The organism is Planctobacterium sp. AWM4_229, assembly GCF_056160305.1.
This window is the reverse complement of sequence record NZ_JBSWWX010000009.1, coordinates 46,975-63,009: the sequence shown is the minus strand read 5'-3', so window position 1 is coordinate 63,009 and position 16,035 is coordinate 46,975. Positions and strand designations below refer to the sequence as shown.

Here is a 16,035-nt window from a genome sequence, read left to right as displayed (position 1 = left end):
CTTACCAACTCATGCAAGCGGCGTTAAGCAAACCAACAGAAATTGACATAGCCGCTAACATGATGCCGGCAGATACTTCATTGTCTTCAATACGCTGAACAATTTTGGGCATAAAGGTAAAGCGCAACAAGGCGAATGCTAAACCCTGTGCCACAATAGCAACAAAGCCCCACACCACAAAATCAATCAGGTTTGCTGAGTTCGACACTGCACCCGCCAAGGCAATACTAAAGCCCACCATAGAGCCACCAAAGCCCAGTGCCGCGGCGACGTTTTTTTCTTCTTTCACCAGTTGCCATTCGTCATGGGGCGTAATGGCGGTAAATATAAACTTAAATACAAAAAGCAGCGCCACAGAAATAACGAAATAGATGGCGAAATTTCCCAAGCCCGCAATGGATTCCATAATGGTGTCTGTCATAGTTATTCCCCTTTCTCGCTAAATTCAGTTAGCCGTTAATTCGGATATCTGCTGGATTGATATTAAAGCCGGTACTGATCACCAGGCAACGGTCATGATTATTGTTAATGATTTTTTCTTCACCAGAAACCAAAAGGGTTTCTACGTTATCATTGCCCAAATCACGTTCGTAGAGCATGACAAACTGGTCTGTAGTGCTGGTATCACCGTCTTCTTCGTAGGTTTTTTCGGTCATGGCGACCGGCGGAGACTCTTCACCCACAGCATCCCATACCCGTTCGAACTCGTGTCCTTCAAGCTGGTAAAGAGGCTTTGAAATCTCATCGCTTAATAACTGTTGCCACTGACTATCGCTGCCGACGGTTTTAGTATCATAAAAGTACCAAAGTTTTACATCTGTGATGTGATTTTCGGTGTCACCGCCATCCATCACCACCTGTAAAAATGCATCATCATCGGTATAAAAACGCAGTATTTTACCGCCGGTATCCAGGTTCACTTCTCCAACCGCCTGAATAAGGTGGTGGCTGGCGGCATTTTCAATAATCAATTGCGGTTGAATAAGTTTCAGCTTTAACGCGTCCAGTTCAAAAGAACCGCCCAGGTATAAGCCCATTATTTCAGGGGCCTTGGGAGTGACTTTTTGTTCTTTTTTGCCGAATAGTTTACTAAACATAAAGGTTCTGCCAGTCGATATTTGCGATGCGTTTATCGGCGATGTAGTAAAGTTTGTCGCCACTGCCAATTTGAGAATCTGATGCCGGATTCAATTCAATATTTTTCAGATCTTGTGCTTTAGCGAGCCCTATCAGGGTGGCATCGTATTGTTTTTTGAATTCCGCAAACAGATTACCGGTGTTAATGGTTTTATCCAGTTCTGGCACCGCCACTGAATATTGGGCCTGACCAGCATAAACATCCAGTAAATCAAAGTGTAGTTTGCTGGAGCCGGGATCGAAGGCAGATTTTGCCAGCATTTCTACGGCTACACTGGGCATACATTCCACGTTGGGGCAATGTTCAGTGAGCAATTTCACCAGACTCTCGTCCTGGAAGTAGGCCAAAATATGGGCATCAGGATTGCGATGGCTGGCATACAAACTGGTGGTCATGGTGAGATCATCCTGCGGATTATCCACAATAATCGTGGCGGCAGAATCAATGCTGGCGTTATTCATGTCTTCATCTTGATTAAAAGAGGTGACTTTTACGAATTCTATCTGGCCGGGTAATGGGTTTTCCACATCGACCTTAACGCATAGGACAATGGCTTGATCGTCTCCGGCATATTCCCGTTCACGTAATAATAAACGCAGCAGATGCATAGTGCGCTCACCATTCCAGCCAATTAATAGTATGTGGTTTGTTAAATGCACTGGCTTTAACCCCCTGGCTTTTTTATGCCACTGTTCGGAAACAAATGCGGCAGCTCGACCCAAGACAAACGCAAAAATAGTTAATCCAACCGGGATAATGTAAAACGCTACTACGTATTTGCCCGCGGCAGTTGCAGGTGAGAAATCACCATAGCCTACGGTAGATCCGGTAACCACCATCCAATAAATAAAATCAGTAGGATTAATTAGCGCGGTTTCACCGGCCAGTTGCATGAACCACCAACTGCTTACACCGTAAAGCAAAAGCGCCAGCACAATTGTGTGCCAGCGCATTTGCGTGAAATAACGCATTAATACTTTGCGAATTTTATGTATCATTTTCCTAGAATTCGACTTAACTCATCTTCAGCTGATTTGTTACCGCCTTTTACACCTGCGGCCTGTAGTCGTTTCTCCAGATCATCGGTGCTTTCGTCAGCGGCCAACTCTTCAGCGGCTTCTAACTCAGCGGCTCTCAGGTTTTGTCTTTTCTGAATGCGATCCAGCGATTCAGTTGCCGTCTTCATTTTACTGTTAGCACCCATGTGGCGTGAAGAAACGGCTACCTGTGCTTTTTGCACCGATTCCGTGGCTTTCACCATATCCACTTGTTGCTCCAGACGGCGCAAATTTGCTTTAGCCTGACTGATATTATTGGCTAGTTGTACCTCAGACTTTTTGAACTGGTCAAGGTAAGTTTGCTCAGTTTGTAATTGCTCGCTCAGCTCAGAAACGCGTTGGGCACAGTCTAACGCCAGTTGGCGATCAGTATCGATAGCCTTGCGGGCGTGTTCTTCATACTCTGCGATGGATTGATTCAAGCCATCCACTTTTTGTTGCGCCAATTTGCACTTGGCCAGAATTTGGGTACGAGCGTGATCGGATTTGCGCAGCTCTTCTTTGGCTTCGCGAATTTCCTGCTCCAGTATACGGATCGCTTGATTATCAGCAACGGATTCCGCTGCTTCAGTAACACCACCTTTTACAGCGGTAACAAGTTTTCTCCAAACAGACATAATACATCTCCTCAGATGGATAAATGGGTTACTTTAAAAATTCCTGCCAGGCATCAATAAAGGCTTCGACATTGTCAAACAAGGTATGAATTTCAATGAGTACGCTGGACTCTTTTGACTGCGCGCTCAATGAGCCAAATGCTGTGTAGTAGCTTTCGCCCGAGATGTCAGAAATACCAACCGTTGTTAGCGGGAACATCATGTGGGTGCGTAAAATCACCTCATTCAACTCCGCCTGGTCTTTTACTTCGCTGGTGGCAAATAACAGTGATTCCACCAGAATCTGTTCACCGCTAATGGCCAGCCATGCGTCGATACCATCCTGGTTCGCTATCAACAGACAATCGGCTTCGCGGGTAACAACTAAATCTGATTCTTTACCAATAAGCGCTTCTAACTGGTCAAGATCCCAATGCATTGTTTTTCTCCGGGTTATTTAGTTTGATGCTTAGCATAGGCTATTATTTTTACTCTCGTCAAATTATTTATTTGTATAAAGTAGTAAATATTTGTAAATTATAAGTCACAAATGTGATTTTTGAGGTGTTCATGGATTCTGTTAATTGGCGTTTAGTAGTGCAAAGACTGATAAAATCGGAAATGAGCTTAAAAGGCATACGCTACCAGGAACTCAGCGATAAACTCCAGGAGATCGGTGTTAGCCAGACCGCCGACAACCTGCGCAATAAGGTAAATAAAGGGATATTGGGCGCAGATTTACTGCTGCAAATCATGCTGGTAATGGACATCAAAAAAATAGAACGAGAGCGGTTAAAAGAAATAGCCAAGAGTTTGCTGAAAGAGGGGTAGTGGACCTGGGTTTTATTCATGCCTGCTCATACTGTATTTAGTACATTGCTTGATGTTAATTTGAACATGCTTGCATAACTTCTATTTTAGTTTCCTGATGTTATTTCTTCGAAGGGGAGCTCCCCTTCAACCCCCTCTTGGCCCGGACGCGAGACAACATAAGCATCAATCTCAGAACCTGAAGAGCGTCAATGATAGCGCGTTCCTGCGATAGCGTTAACTTGGGCAACATCCCTGTTGCCAATCTTCAGATCTCAGTGAACCTGCCCCCTTTTTTGTGATCCTCAGTATTCAGTTTAATTCGAAGTTGAAACAAAGTTGCGAGCAAAAATGAGGTTCTAAAAACACGCTTTTATGCGGTTTTGACTATACCAAAGAGTAGTTCGGCGTGATAATTTACCCTTTCATCTGTATGAGAGTCAGTTGCTGTTAGCTTTGATGCTTGGTCGACGACTCTCGCCAGAATTAATTTACTTTTTTAGTGATCAAATCAAAAAGGAATAAAAATGAAAATTGTTGTGAAATTATTTGTTGTCTCCGGTTTATTTTTCTCACAGTTGGTCTTTGCCGGGAGTGGTAAAGCAATCGTCCCACACTGGGCAGGTCTATCGCCGGGCGCTAGCCCCACACTAATCTATTTGTCGAACATTAGTAGTAATAACGTGGACGTTACAGTCACTTTTTACAATAAATCTGGTACTGCACTTTCCCCTTCAGGATTTGATAATTTTATCAATAGTAATACTCAGATCGCCGCAGGCACTACAGGGTATGTCAAAATTGAGCCGTCGAGTTTTAACTATGGATACGCCGTAGTCGAGTGGAAAAATGAAGGTGATGATAACGATACCGTTGCATTAGTTGCTCATGGGTATAGAAGCACTACCAATTCAAGCTCCAGACGTTCAGATTTTGTAATAACGGTGAATAATGGCATGCCTTTTTAAAATGAGCGATGTTAATAAGCTCGGAATTAAGTCAAAAAGATTGTGCTTTGTTGCTCATTCAACTAGCAAACAAGTTTAAGCGAGTATTCGAAACATCAAATGGACCATTTCAATGAATTTGGAATCATTTCAAATATTAAAAAGGGGTTCAGTTGATGTCTTGCAGCATTTTAAATAATTTGACGTCATCAGTTTTAGAAACACAAAACGTTTGCCAACTTAGCTTTGGATCATGAAGTGGGGTGTTTACCTAAAGCTTATACAAATTTCGACAATCTAGAGAAGGTGGGAAGGTTTCAACCAACCTGCCTCCTTGCTCCGATGAACCACAAATTTCTAGCGCCCTTTCTTCTGGCCCATTAACCTGGCAATCAATACCGCCATACGGTTTTTTACTTCGGTAAGTACCACATTATCGTCATTACAACTGTTGGCGTGTTGCTCATTCACCGCAGCGATTTCTGCCAGCCCTAAGATATTTTTCTCGATTTCCATGGCCACATGAGATTGTTCGGCAATGGCATCGGCGATTTGTTTATTGAGTTCGTTGATTTGTTTAATGGAACCCGTCACTGATTTCAGGTTGCTATCGGCCTCCAATACCTTGTCCACGCTCACTTGTGAATTCTGTTCACCCAACTGAATGGCGGCTACCGCGTTTTTCGCGCCGGTTTGCACATTGGCGATGATTTCCTGGATTTCTTCCGTGGATTGCTGCGTTTTAGCAGCCAGGGTACGCACTTCGTCGGCTACCACTGCGAAGCCTCGACCTTGCTCTCCAGCACGCGCGGCTTCGATAGCGGCGTTGAGCGCCAGTAAGTTGGTTTGCTCGGCGATACTCTTAATAACGTCCAATACCGTGCCGACATTTCGGGCATCTTCATCCAATTTATTGATAACTTCTGCCGTATCGTTGATTTGCCCGGAAGAATGGGTGATGGTATCGATAGTTTCCTGCATAACTTTGATACTTTGTGAGGCGTAGTCGTCAGCTTGTGAAGCAGCTACAGAAGCATCATTGGCACTGTCGGTAATTCGGCGCGCCATGTCCGTCATGCTTTGCATTGATGTACTGACGGTATCGGTACCTCGATTTTGATCTTTAGCTCCCATATCAATGGCTTGTGCGCTGTCTAACAAACTGGCACTCACCTGATCCAGCTCGTTTTGCACTTCTGCCATTTCGCTACAGGTATCATTCAGGCTGCGTCGCAACAACTCAATCGCTTTCGACATCTGACCGATTTCATCATTGCGATAGAAGCTCAGCTCTTCTTTAAAGTTTCCTTTACTTACTTTGCGCAAATGTTGGATCAGAGCGGTGATAGGCTGAATGATTTTACGGTTCATGAAAAGCAGTGAAATTGCCATACTGATGAGTATGGCCAGCGTGATGATGGTAGTGCCCCAAAAAATGGTTTCGCTGGCTCGAGCTGAAAGGGTTTGGCTTTTTTGAACACCGAGTTTATGTAGCGATTCAGACAGTGTTTCCAGAAGCTTGGTTGGCTCTCTATCTATGCCTCTTACGGCTTCATCCCCTACTTTATGGGAGAAGTCATTCTGCATAAATGATCGGTAGCCAGCTTCATATTGAGGTTTAAGGCTTTGGTGAATATCTATAAATTGGCGCATTTGGGTCAGATAGGTGTTTTCCAGATCCAGCTGTAGAAATGCTCTGGCATCCTGCTGCACTTCTTCGTGGCGGTCCTTAAAACGCTGCCAGTATTTTTCCCTATCAGATGCCTTGTGGCCTCTTAACAGTACGTTCTTCCATTCTTGTACCTGGCGTTTGAAATTGAGATTGATACTGTCTGCCATGGTCATAGCATTCACTTCTTGCTCAATGAGCTGACCGTATTGATCGATCTTTCCTGATAATAAACCAGAGATAACAAATGCAATGATACCAACGGAGAGAATCCCTGCTCCAAGCAAGGATAAAATTTTGGTTCTGAGGTTTCTGAATCTGTTTGGTACCATTACTGCTTTACCCCTCTAAATTAGCCATTGAGCATACCTTTGCCAGTGGCGCGGAGTATATTTCGATATTATTACGGATATATTAACTTTGCGATTGTATGGGATTGGTGGTTATTTTTAGTAGCAATCAATGGACTTTATGCAAGGTTTGCGACGGAATCCGCAACAACGTAAAATCCGCGCAATTGATTAAGGAATCCAATTTATGCAACTTTCTGATTTCGCCTTCCATTTGCCGGAAGAGCTGATTGCCAATTATCCACCGGAGAATCGCACCGATAGCAGGTTACTGCATCTGCAAGGGCATGATGGCAGCATTAACCACAGACTGTTTCCAGATATTCTGGAACTGCTCAATCCGGGCGACTTGATGGTGTTTAACAATACTCGGGTGATACCTGCCAGATTGTTAGGACAAAAGGCCTCCGGCGGTAAAGTGGAAGTGTTGGTGGAACGGGTATTGGATGAGCATCATGTGTTGGCTCACGTGCGCGCCAATAAATCCCCTAAACCCGGCAATGTATTAGAGTTGGAAGGGGCTATTCAGGCAGAAATGGTGGAGCGTCAGGATGAGCTATTTAGGTTGCGCTTCATGCATGAGGAAAGTGTGTTTGATTTACTGGAAAAACACGGCCACATGCCATTGCCGCCCTATATTGAAAGGCCTGACGAAGAGCAAGACAAAGAGCGTTATCAAACCGTTTACAATGAAAAACCTGGTGCTGTTGCTGCGCCTACGGCCGGGTTGCACTTTGACGATCAACTGTTAGCTGCTATCAAAGAGAAAGGCGTGAACATCGCTTTTGTCACTCTACATGTAGGCGCGGGTACCTTTCAGCCGGTGCGCGTGGATAATATTCAAGAGCACAAAATGCATTCCGAATATGCAGAGGTGCCACAAGAGGTGGTGGATGCCATTCTGGCGACTAAAGCAAATGGTAATCGCGTTATTGCGGTAGGAACCACTTCTGTGCGGTCTTTGGAGTCGGCAGCGCAAGCGGCAATCAATAGCGTAATTGCCCCCTTTAGCTCGGATACCTCCATCTTTATTTATCCGGGTTATGAGTTTCAGGTGGTGGATGCCATGGTGACAAATTTCCATTTACCGGAATCTACCCTGATCATGTTGGTGAGTGCCTTTTGTGGACAGGACAACATTTTGCATGCTTACAAGGTGGCGGTAGAAGAGCGTTATCGCTTCTTTAGCTACGGCGATGCCATGTTTCTGGAAAAGAAGTGAGGTTTTTGGAAAAGCAGTAGCTTTTTTACAACAGCCTCGATAACAATCCGGTGGTGTCGCCAATTAGGGTTGGCACCGACCGGGTGATTTCGTTTATAATCCCGCAGTTTTGGTGGTATCGAAGGTTTTCGAATCACTGTCATTTTTATCAAAAGCAAGATTTATCATGCAATTTGAACTGTTAAATACACAAGGTAAGGCGCGTCGTGGCCGCCTCAAGTTCGAGCGCGGTGTGGTTGAAACGCCAGCGTTTATGCCTGTTGGCACCTATGGCACCGTAAAAGGGGTGACCCCTGAAGAGCTGGAAGGCACGGGTGCTCATATTTGTCTCGGCAACACTTTCCATCTTATGCTGCGTCCGGGCACTGAAATCATGAAACTGCACGGCGACTTGCACGATTTCATGCAATGGCAAAAGCCTATTCTCACCGATTCAGGCGGTTTTCAGGTATTCAGCTTGGGCCAGCTGCGCAAAATTTCTGAAGAAGGCGTGACGTTCCGCTCGCCCATCAACGGCGAGAAAATACTATTAACGCCAGAAAAATCTATGGAAGTGCAACGGGATTTGGGCTCTGACATCGTTATGATTTTTGATGAGTGTACTCCTTATCCGGCTACCTATGAAGAAGCCAGAAAGTCCATGGAGCTATCCTTGCGCTGGGCGAAGCGCAGTAAGGAGGCGCACGAGGGTAATCCTTCAGCGCTGTTTGGTATTGTACAGGGCGGCATGTATGAAGATTTGCGGGATGTGTCTCTGCAAGGTTTAGTGGATATTGATTTTGATGGTTACGCCATTGGCGGACTATCCGTGGGTGAACCTAAAGAGGACATGATCCGCGTTCTGGATCACACTGCCTGGAAAATCCCCGAGCACAAGCCGCGTTACCTGATGGGCGTGGGTAAGCCTGAAGATATCGTTGAAGCGGTGCGCCGCGGTATCGATATGTTTGATTGTGTTATGCCTACGCGAAATGCCCGCAATGGTCACTTGTTCGTACCGGAAGGCGTAATCAAGATACGCAACGCCCGCCACAAGACAGATACGGCACCTTTGGATGAAACTTGTGATTGTTACACTTGTAAAAATTATTCCAGGTCATATCTACATCATCTAGACAAGTGCAATGAGATGTTGGGCGCTCGCCTGAATACCATCCACAATCTGAGATATTATCAGCGTGTGATGGAAGGCTTGAGAAATGCCTTAGACAACGATCAACTAGATGATTTTGTTGCAGATTTTTATAACAAGTTGGGACGACCGGTTCCAGCGTTAGAAGAAAATTAATCACTTTTAGGGAATGTAAAACTCATGAATTTCTTTATTTCAAATGCTTATGCTCAATCCGCTGGCCAAACTGGTGGCGGTGGTATGGAAATGCTCGTTATGTTGGGTATTTTCGGTTTAATTTTTTACTTTATGCTTTACAGACCACAAGCCAAACGCGTTAAAGAACACAAAAATCTCATTGGCTCATTGAGCAAAGGTGATGAGGTGTTGACTCAAGGTGGTATGGTTGGTCGTATCAACAAGGTAACCGAAGAAAAAGATTTCATGGAAATTGCGTTAAACGATAGCGTGACTATTGTTGTGCAAAAATCTGCGGTTTCTGCCGTTCTCCCTAAAGGTACGATGAAAAACATCTAAACCTGTTTTTCAGCTACCCCAAAAAAAGGGCGCAAGCCGATTATGAACAACAATAGAACTGCCATTTTGAACCATACGCCTATGTGGAAAGCCATACTGGTTTTCCTCGTTGTGGCGTTTTTTGCGCTGTACGCCTCACCGAATCTTTACGGTGAAGATCCGGCCGTACAAATATCTGCTGAGCGCACAGCACCTATAGATGCGGCATTATTAGACCGCGTTCAGGAAATACTTAAAGAGCGAAATGTTGTCGCCAAAAGTGTTGCCTTGGAAGATCAGAAAATACTCGTGCGTTTAGCGGATAACGACACCCAGCTTAGAGCACAGGAAGCATTAGATATTGCTCTAAGCGATGACTACATCGCGGCCATTAACCTGGCACCAGCGACACCAGATTGGTTGAAGTCATTGGGCGCATCACCCATGAAACTGGGCCTGGATTTACGCGGCGGTGTTTACTTCCTGATGGAAGTGGATATGGACACGGCGCTGAATTCCAAGTTAGAGGATACCGTATCTGATTTTCGCACTGCGTTGCGAGAAGAAAAAATTCGCTACCGTCGGGTAGTAAAAGAAGGCAATGTGCTTGAGATCCAGTTCCGCGATGAGGAAACGAAAGACCAGGCCAAATTCTTCTTGCGTAACAATCGTGGCGATTGGCAATACGTTGATAAAGATGAGCTTACCTTAGTGGCTCAAATGTCTGAGCAAACGCTTGCCGAGACTAAAGATTATGCCATCAAGCAAAACATCACCATCATGCGCAACCGGGTGAACCAGTTGGGTGTAGCGGAGCCGGTGATCCAGCGTCAAGGTCCAGACCGTATTGTGGTGCAATTGCCAGGTATTCAGGATACCGCACGAGCAAAACAAATCCTAAACGCCACGGCAACTATCGAATTGCGTATGGTTGATCAAGACAACGATCTTAGCAGTGCCTTATCTGGTCGTGTGCCAGCGGGTTCACAACTCATCGAAGATGAGAACGGCACTCCAGTGTTACTTAAAAAGCGCGTTATGCTCACCGGAAATCATATTGTGGATGCCAATTCCGGCGTTGACGAATATGGCCGTCCGCAAGTTAGCATTGGTCTTGATTCTGAAGGTGGCAGCAAAATGACCAGGGGAACTCGTGACAATGTAGGTAAGCCCATGGCTACCGTATTCATTGAATACGAACCTACTCGCGAGCGCACTAAAGAAGGCAAGCTGAAATTTGAGAAAAAAGAGCGTGTGATCAGTGTTGCTACAATTCAGGCGGTGCTTGGCAGCAGTTTCCGAATCACTGGACTGGACTCACCAGGCGAAGCCCGTAATCTGGCGTTATTATTACGCGCCGGCGCTTTGATCGCACCTATTCAAATCGTTGAAGAGCGCACGGTTGGACCTAGCCTGGGTCAGCAAAATATCAGTCAAGGTACTGATGCTATTGTGCTGGGTTTTGTGCTGGTACTGGCCTTCATGTTGATTTATTACAAGGGCTTCGGTGTCGTGGCCAATGTTGCATTGGCGGCAAATCTGGTGTTGATTATCGGTGTTATGTCTTTGATCCCCGGTGCGACACTCACCTTGCCGGGTATGGCGGGTATTGTATTAACAGTGGGTATGGCGGTAGACGCCAACGTACTGATTTTTGAACGTATCCGCGAAGAAATGCGAGATGGGCGCAGTCCGCAGCAGTCTATACATCACGGATACGACAGCGCATTCTCAACAATTTTGGATGCCAACATTACCACCTTGATCGCAGCACTGATTTTGTTTGCTGTGGGTACCGGGCCGATAAAAGGCTTCTCGGTTACCTTAATGGTGGGCATTATCACTTCTATGTTTACGGCTATCATTCTGACTCGCGCTATTGTTAATAGTGTCTGGGGTGGTAAGCGTTTAACGAAATTATCAATTTAAGGAACTGCAATGCAATTATTGAAATTAAAAGATACTGTTTCTTTTATGTCATTGCGGGTACCAGCAATGATATTTTCGGCAATATTGATGCTCGCCTCGTTGGCTAGTCTGGCCACCAATTCTTTGAATTGGGGCCTGGATTTCACCGGGGGAACCTTGGTTGAAGTTGGCTATGACCAGGAAGCAAATTTGCCGCAAATCCGTGAGCAACTGCAAACCTCAGGCTTTCCTGATGCGGTAGTGCAAAACTTTGGCAGTAGCTCAGAGGTGCTCATTCGTCTTGCGCCAAGAGACAATGTTAAAGCGTCTGAGTTGAGCAACCAGGTTATGGATGCACTGAACTTGGAAACCAGCAACATCCGACGTGTTGAGTTTGTAGGACCTTCAGTAGGTGAAGAACTAACCGAGCAGGGCGGACTGGCCATGCTGGTGGCCTTGTTGTGTATCCTGGTATATGTAGCAATGCGCTTTGAATGGCGTTTTGCACTGGGCTCAGTTGTGGCATTGGCTCACGATGTATTGTTAACCTTGGGCTTGTTCTCATTCTTGCAATTAGAGTTCGATCTGACAGTACTGGCTGCGGTACTGGCCGTAATCGGTTATTCCCTTAACGATACCATTGTGGTGTCAGATCGCATCAGAGAAAACTTCCGCAAGGTGCGTAAAGGTGGCCCGGAAGAGATTATCAATATTTCTCTTACTCAGACACTGAACCGGACCATCATCACGTCAATGACCACTATCTTTGTATTGTTGGCCTTGTTCTTTGTTGGTGGGGCACTTATCCACGGATTTGCTACGGCTTTACTGTTTGGTGTTTTCATTGGTACCTACTCCTCTATTTATGTGGCGAGTTTGGTAGCACTGATGCTGGGGATCAGTAAAGAAGATCTTATTCCCGCTGAAGTTGAAAAAGAAGGTGAGGAGCTGGAATCAACGCCTTTTAACTAGAAATCAACTAAATTGAAAACCGGGCTCAGCCCGGTTTTTTTATGTCTGAAGAAAGCTTTAAGTTCGAAGAAAAACAAAAATATGAGCTAACTTCCTACATTTGTGGTTAATAAATTGTCAAATGTTGCTATTCTGTCGGTTATTCGATGTACGTCAGAGCAACGAAAATAAGCTCATCAAATACAGGTAGGTATATGAAGTTCCTCAATAAATTATTGATTATCATTGCATTGTTTGTATCTGTGAATACTCACAGTGTAGAGATTTCAGAACAGGAATGGCTGACGCTTTCTTATGCTCTGAAAAGCGAGCCAAGAGATAACAATACTCTGCCTGATACTCCTAAATCCCCGAAAGATATTATGCTGGTGAGTCAGTTTATTGAAGTCTTGAAGTGGCAAAAGGACTTCACCGCTAAACAGTTACATCAACTCAACAAGTGGCGCCGCTCAGACGCCGTGCTGGTGGTATCACAGGAAGCGGGTGAAGCAAAAACTGTGGCCAATATCAGTGCCGAAGCGAAAGCCACCTTTCTGGCGATTCAGTCGCGTGCCGTTGCCGATGAAGCCTACGAAAAGTGGCAGGCCAACGAATTTACAGTTTCAGACTTAGCTGATTTTACTGGCCACAAAGGCCAGGCAGTATTTAAGACCTTTTTTAATCGTTTGCCGCTTTACTTGCAGACAGGCTTTAAAGATTGGAGTGTTGAGCAACTGCAAGACTCAGAAGAATTACGCGGTAAAGATTACAGCGCCATGCTGGTACATATGGCAAGTATGCTGGGCGATGTGGAAGTGGCTAATTATTTGTTGCAGCAAACGGCCTCTGAACATACCCTGGCTTTTCTTGATCAGATCCCTGAAAACTTTTCTGAACCGGAGCAAATAACCTTGCTAAAAAACGCAGCAATTAATCGCAAGCTACGCACTAAGAGTTTTAACTTGCTGGCTCAGCATTTTGCCAAAGATACATCGGTTTCAATTTTGATAGCAGAGGCGTTGCAGGATAGGGGAGACTATTGGCAAGCATTGAATCTGGTTCCAGCGTTTGTAAAAGCCAACAACACAGTGGCATTTGAGAATGCCCTGAAAACACTACCGGAAAGTCAGCAGCAACAATTGCGTATGCGTTTAAAGCAAAAGAATTGATTTTTGCTTAAAAAGCAAAAGGGCAGCCGTTGGCTGCCCTTTTCGATAATGGTGCACTCTATTTAAGGTGCTTCACAATGTTTTGCACGATTTTAGGGTTGCCAGCAACCACTTGCTCGTTCTTGAAGTACTGATGGCCACCACCGAAATCAGAAACCAGACCACCGGATTCACGTACCAGTAATTCACCAGCCGCAATATCCCATGGCTTGATACCTTGTTCCCAATAGCCATCGTAACGACCTGCAGCAACATAAGCCATATCCAACGCTGCTGAGCCAGAGCGGCGCACATCACCGGCTTCTGCAAACACTTTACTGAATCTTTCCAGAGATTCGCCTAGTAATTCTTTATTTTTAAAAGGAAAGGCAGTAGCCAAAACCGTACCGTCCAGCTCTTTGCGCTGACCAACGCGAATGCGAAAACCGTTTAACTGGGCGCCATTCCCTCGACTGGCGGTGAATAGCTCGCCGCGTAGCGGATCAAACACTACAGCTTGATCTAATTTGCCTTTGTATTGCAGTGCAATGGAAACACAAAAATGGGGAATGCCATGAACAAAGTTAGTGGTGCCATCTAGTGGATCAATGATCCATTTAAAGTCTTCATTGCCTTCGGTCAGGCCGCTTTCTTCACCCACAAAGGTGTGATCGGGGTAAGATTGTTGAATTTTGGAAATGATGGCTTGTTCTGCTTCTTTATCTATCTTAGTGACAAAGTCATTGGCTCCCTTGCTCTCAATTTCTAAATTGTCCCGAGATTCAAAGTTTCGGGCGATAATGTTACCAGCAGTACGAGCAGCGCGTACCGCAATATTCAACATGGGATGCATAGCGATATCCTGTAATTAAAAAGCCATCTGGATTGTGGAAAGAGCATAACGCACCGATTTTTTGCGGCAGTGCGTATTTCGGCGCGGAATCTAACAGAAAAATTGCCTAAAATAAACACAATTTTTCATTATTTGCTTATGCTATTATCACGCACTTTGTAATTGAGATTAGAGTTTTGCTTTGAATAATATCCGAATTGTTCTTGTTAACACCTCCCACACTGGCAACATCGGTTCTACCGCAAGAGCCATGAAAACTATGGGATTGAATGATTTGTATTTGGTTGATCCTGTAAGTGCTCCTGATGGACAGGCCAGTGCGCTGGCAGCAGGTGCAGGTGATGTCCTTGCCAACGCCAAGACGGTATCTACTCTGTCTGAGGCGATCGCAGATTGCGGATTGGTTATTGGGACAAGTGCTCGTTCGCGCACCCATAGCTGGCCTATGTTAAATCCTCGTGAGTGCGGACGGAAAACCGTTGCAGAGTCGGCAAATTATCCTGTTGCGATTGTGTTTGGTCGGGAGAATAACGGTCTCAGCAATGAAGAACTACAACAGTGCCAATACCATGTATTTATCCCTGCCAATCCAGAATATAGTTCTTTGAATCTGGCGGCTGCCGTACAAACTATATGTTATGAAGTACGCATGGCTGGGTTGGAGAAAAGCGGGGAACTTAACGAAGAAAGTGCGGAACAGGTGGCCTCAGAAGAATATCCACTGACGGAAGACCTGGAACGCTTCTACGTGCACCTGGAAAAGACCTTGTCTGGCACAGGTTTTATTATTCCCCAACATCCTGGCCAAGTCATGATGAAGTTGCGCAGAATGTTTAATCGCGCCAGAGTGGAAAGCCAGGAATTGAATATTCTCAGAGGGATCCTTACCTCCATAGATAAATCGGTTAAGTAATCGTTATGTTTGCAGGAATCAAAGAAGACATTGCCAGCGTGTATCACCGTGATCCGGCGGCCCGCAATAATTTCGATGTGTTAACTAACTATCCCGGACTACATGCTATCTGGTTGCATCGTACTAGCCATCGTTTATGGCGCAAAAACTGGTTGTGGTTAGCCCGTTTTATTTCTACGTTTGCACGATGGTTAACGGGTATCGAAATTCATCCCGGAGCGACTATCGGGAAACGCTTTTTCATTGATCATGGCATGGGTGTGGTGATCGGCGAAACCGCCGAAATTGGCGATGATGTTACCCTTTATCACGGCGTAACGTTGGGCGGCACCAGTTGGAATGTTGGCAAGCGCCATCCCACCTTAAAAGATGGCGTGGTGGTTGGCGCAGGTGCCAAAGTACTTGGACCGATAACCATTAATGAAAATGCCAAGGTAGGCTCTAACTCGGTGGTGATCAAAGATGTGCCCAAAGAGACTACCGTATTGGGTATTCCGGGACGCGTAGTGTCTAAAGCGAATGATACTGGTCAGTCGCAACGAGACAAAATCGCCCAAAAATATGGCTTTGATGCTTATGCGGTTTCGCCTGATAATCCTGACCCCGTGGCCAACGCTATTGGCCTGATGTTGGAGCATCTGCACCTGGTGGACAGTAAGGTGGAGGACATGTGCGGTGAGATCAATAAAATGGGCGGCAATGTCTGTGATAAGAAATTCCCAGAATTGAACCTTCCAGACTTCCTGAATGACGATTTCGACCCCAAAATCTAGTAAAACGATAATACTTGAGTAAAATACTCGGGTATTATCTTGACTGCGTTTGTCAGCTATGTGACTATCGCA

17 protein-coding genes are annotated in these 16,035 nt (G+C 45.3%); 10 read left to right on the top strand and 7 right to left on the bottom strand.

Annotated elements, in window-relative coordinates; translation table 11 throughout:
- Position 1 precedes the first annotated feature (1 nt).
- Genes ACXAGP_RS18975 through ACXAGP_RS18955 form a run of 5 tightly spaced genes read right to left on the bottom strand, consistent with a single transcriptional unit; the run spans position 2 to position 3,231 of the window.
- On the bottom strand, positions 2-421 hold the full coding sequence (locus ACXAGP_RS18975) for a DUF350 domain-containing protein (RefSeq protein ID WP_475263175.1): 420 nt from the start codon (positions 419-421) through the stop codon (positions 2-4).
- 28 nt (positions 422-449) lie between these two features.
- Positions 450-1,097 (bottom strand): YjfK family protein, encoded by a 648-nt coding sequence (locus tag ACXAGP_RS18970; RefSeq protein ID WP_475263173.1) that lies wholly within the window; start codon positions 1,095-1,097, stop codon positions 450-452.
- Positions 1,090-2,136 (bottom strand): potassium channel family protein, encoded by a 1,047-nt coding sequence (locus ACXAGP_RS18965; protein WP_475263171.1) that lies wholly within the window; start codon positions 2,134-2,136, stop codon positions 1,090-1,092. The genes ACXAGP_RS18970 and ACXAGP_RS18965 overlap by 8 nt, the downstream gene beginning before the upstream one ends.
- Positions 2,133-2,813: a PspA/IM30 family protein gene (locus ACXAGP_RS18960; RefSeq protein WP_475263169.1), complete on the bottom strand. Its 681-nt coding sequence runs from the start codon at positions 2,811-2,813 to the stop codon at positions 2,133-2,135. Before ACXAGP_RS18960 ends, ACXAGP_RS18965 begins: the two co-directional genes overlap by 4 nt.
- 28 nt (positions 2,814-2,841) lie before the next feature.
- Complete coding sequence (locus ACXAGP_RS18955; protein ID WP_338293960.1) at positions 2,842-3,231, bottom strand: DUF2170 family protein; 390 nt, start codon at positions 3,229-3,231, stop codon at positions 2,842-2,844.
- Positions 3,232-3,362: 131 nt separating this feature from the next.
- Between ACXAGP_RS18955 and ACXAGP_RS18950 the strand changes: the two genes are divergently transcribed.
- Together ACXAGP_RS18950 and ACXAGP_RS18945 are read left to right on the top strand one after the other, a co-directional pair.
- Positions 3,363-3,623 (top strand): DUF6471 domain-containing protein, encoded by a 261-nt coding sequence (locus ACXAGP_RS18950; RefSeq protein WP_475263168.1) that lies wholly within the window; start codon positions 3,363-3,365, stop codon positions 3,621-3,623.
- Between the two features lie 506 nt (positions 3,624-4,129).
- Positions 4,130-4,570, top strand: a complete 441-nt coding sequence (locus tag ACXAGP_RS18945) for a hypothetical protein (protein ID WP_475263166.1) — start codon at positions 4,130-4,132, stop codon at positions 4,568-4,570.
- Positions 4,571-4,906: 336 nt separating this feature from the next.
- On the opposite strand, the gene ACXAGP_RS18940 is transcribed toward ACXAGP_RS18945, so the two are convergent.
- Positions 4,907-6,550, bottom strand: coding sequence for a methyl-accepting chemotaxis protein (locus ACXAGP_RS18940; RefSeq protein WP_475263165.1), 1,644 nt, complete (start codon positions 6,548-6,550; stop codon positions 4,907-4,909).
- A 205-nt stretch (positions 6,551-6,755) separates the two neighbouring features.
- Here ACXAGP_RS18940 and queA point away from each other — a divergent pair, with 205 nt between their 5' ends.
- From queA to ACXAGP_RS18910, 6 genes are all read left to right on the top strand, one after another.
- Positions 6,756-7,790 (top strand): tRNA preQ1(34) S-adenosylmethionine ribosyltransferase-isomerase QueA, encoded by a 1,035-nt coding sequence (gene queA, locus ACXAGP_RS18935; RefSeq protein ID WP_475263164.1) that lies wholly within the window; start codon positions 6,756-6,758, stop codon positions 7,788-7,790.
- A gap of 166 nt (positions 7,791-7,956) precedes the next feature.
- Entirely contained in the window at positions 7,957-9,078 is a 1,122-nt protein-coding gene (tgt, locus tag ACXAGP_RS18930) for a tRNA guanosine(34) transglycosylase Tgt (RefSeq protein ID WP_475263162.1), read from the top strand.
- 24 nt (positions 9,079-9,102) lie between these two features.
- Entirely contained in the window at positions 9,103-9,438 is a 336-nt protein-coding gene (yajC, locus tag ACXAGP_RS18925) for a preprotein translocase subunit YajC (RefSeq protein WP_338293953.1), read from the top strand.
- A gap of 63 nt (positions 9,439-9,501) precedes the next feature.
- The gene (gene secD, locus ACXAGP_RS18920; protein ID WP_475263275.1) at positions 9,502-11,346 is read left to right on the top strand and encodes a protein translocase subunit SecD; all 1,845 of its coding nucleotides are present in this window, start codon (positions 9,502-9,504) and stop codon (positions 11,344-11,346) included.
- A 9-nt stretch (positions 11,347-11,355) separates the two neighbouring features.
- On the top strand, positions 11,356-12,297 hold the full coding sequence (gene secF / locus ACXAGP_RS18915) for a protein translocase subunit SecF (RefSeq protein WP_475263160.1): 942 nt from the start codon (positions 11,356-11,358) through the stop codon (positions 12,295-12,297).
- Between the two features lie 194 nt (positions 12,298-12,491).
- Positions 12,492-13,445: a hypothetical protein gene (locus tag ACXAGP_RS18910; protein WP_475263159.1), complete on the top strand. Its 954-nt coding sequence runs from the start codon at positions 12,492-12,494 to the stop codon at positions 13,443-13,445.
- A gap of 58 nt (positions 13,446-13,503) precedes the next feature.
- Here ACXAGP_RS18910 and suhB read toward each other — a convergent pair whose 3' ends face one another.
- Positions 13,504-14,277, bottom strand: a complete 774-nt coding sequence (suhB, locus tag ACXAGP_RS18905) for an inositol-1-monophosphatase (protein WP_475263157.1) — start codon at positions 14,275-14,277, stop codon at positions 13,504-13,506.
- Between the two features lie 181 nt (positions 14,278-14,458).
- Between suhB and trmJ the strand changes: the two genes are divergently transcribed.
- Positions 14,459-15,190, top strand: coding sequence for a tRNA (cytosine(32)/uridine(32)-2'-O)-methyltransferase TrmJ (gene trmJ / locus ACXAGP_RS18900; RefSeq protein ID WP_475263156.1), 732 nt, complete (start codon positions 14,459-14,461; stop codon positions 15,188-15,190).
- Between the two features lie 5 nt (positions 15,191-15,195).
- Positions 15,196-15,963: a serine O-acetyltransferase gene (gene cysE / locus ACXAGP_RS18895; protein ID WP_475263155.1), complete on the top strand. Its 768-nt coding sequence runs from the start codon at positions 15,196-15,198 to the stop codon at positions 15,961-15,963.
- Positions 15,964-16,035: the final 72 nt, after the last annotated feature.

Coding starts and splice junctions, on each gene's coding strand:
- ACXAGP_RS18960 (WP_475263169.1), bottom strand. CDS start 2,813: ATGTCTGTTTGGAGAAAACTTGTTACCGCTGTAAAAGGTGGTGTTACT.
- ACXAGP_RS18950 (WP_475263168.1), top strand. CDS start 3,363: ATGGATTCTGTTAATTGGCGTTTAGTAGTGCAAAGACTGATAAAATCG.
- ACXAGP_RS18965 (WP_475263171.1), bottom strand. CDS start 2,136: ATGATACATAAAATTCGCAAAGTATTAATGCGTTATTTCACGCAAATG.
- tgt (WP_475263162.1), top strand. CDS start 7,957: ATGCAATTTGAACTGTTAAATACACAAGGTAAGGCGCGTCGTGGCCGC.
- ACXAGP_RS18945 (WP_475263166.1), top strand. CDS start 4,130: ATGAAAATTGTTGTGAAATTATTTGTTGTCTCCGGTTTATTTTTCTCA.
- ACXAGP_RS18910 (WP_475263159.1), top strand. CDS start 12,492: ATGAAGTTCCTCAATAAATTATTGATTATCATTGCATTGTTTGTATCT.
- ACXAGP_RS18940 (WP_475263165.1), bottom strand. CDS start 6,550: ATGGTACCAAACAGATTCAGAAACCTCAGAACCAAAATTTTATCCTTG.
- cysE (WP_475263155.1), top strand. CDS start 15,196: ATGTTTGCAGGAATCAAAGAAGACATTGCCAGCGTGTATCACCGTGAT.
- secF (WP_475263160.1), top strand. CDS start 11,356: ATGCAATTATTGAAATTAAAAGATACTGTTTCTTTTATGTCATTGCGG.
- queA (WP_475263164.1), top strand. CDS start 6,756: ATGCAACTTTCTGATTTCGCCTTCCATTTGCCGGAAGAGCTGATTGCC.
- ACXAGP_RS18970 (WP_475263173.1), bottom strand. CDS start 1,097: ATGTTTAGTAAACTATTCGGCAAAAAAGAACAAAAAGTCACTCCCAAG.
- ACXAGP_RS18975 (WP_475263175.1), bottom strand. CDS start 421: ATGACAGACACCATTATGGAATCCATTGCGGGCTTGGGAAATTTCGCC.
- yajC (WP_338293953.1), top strand. CDS start 9,103: ATGAATTTCTTTATTTCAAATGCTTATGCTCAATCCGCTGGCCAAACT.
- ACXAGP_RS18955 (WP_338293960.1), bottom strand. CDS start 3,231: ATGCATTGGGATCTTGACCAGTTAGAAGCGCTTATTGGTAAAGAATCA.
- suhB (WP_475263157.1), bottom strand. CDS start 14,277: ATGCATCCCATGTTGAATATTGCGGTACGCGCTGCTCGTACTGCTGGT.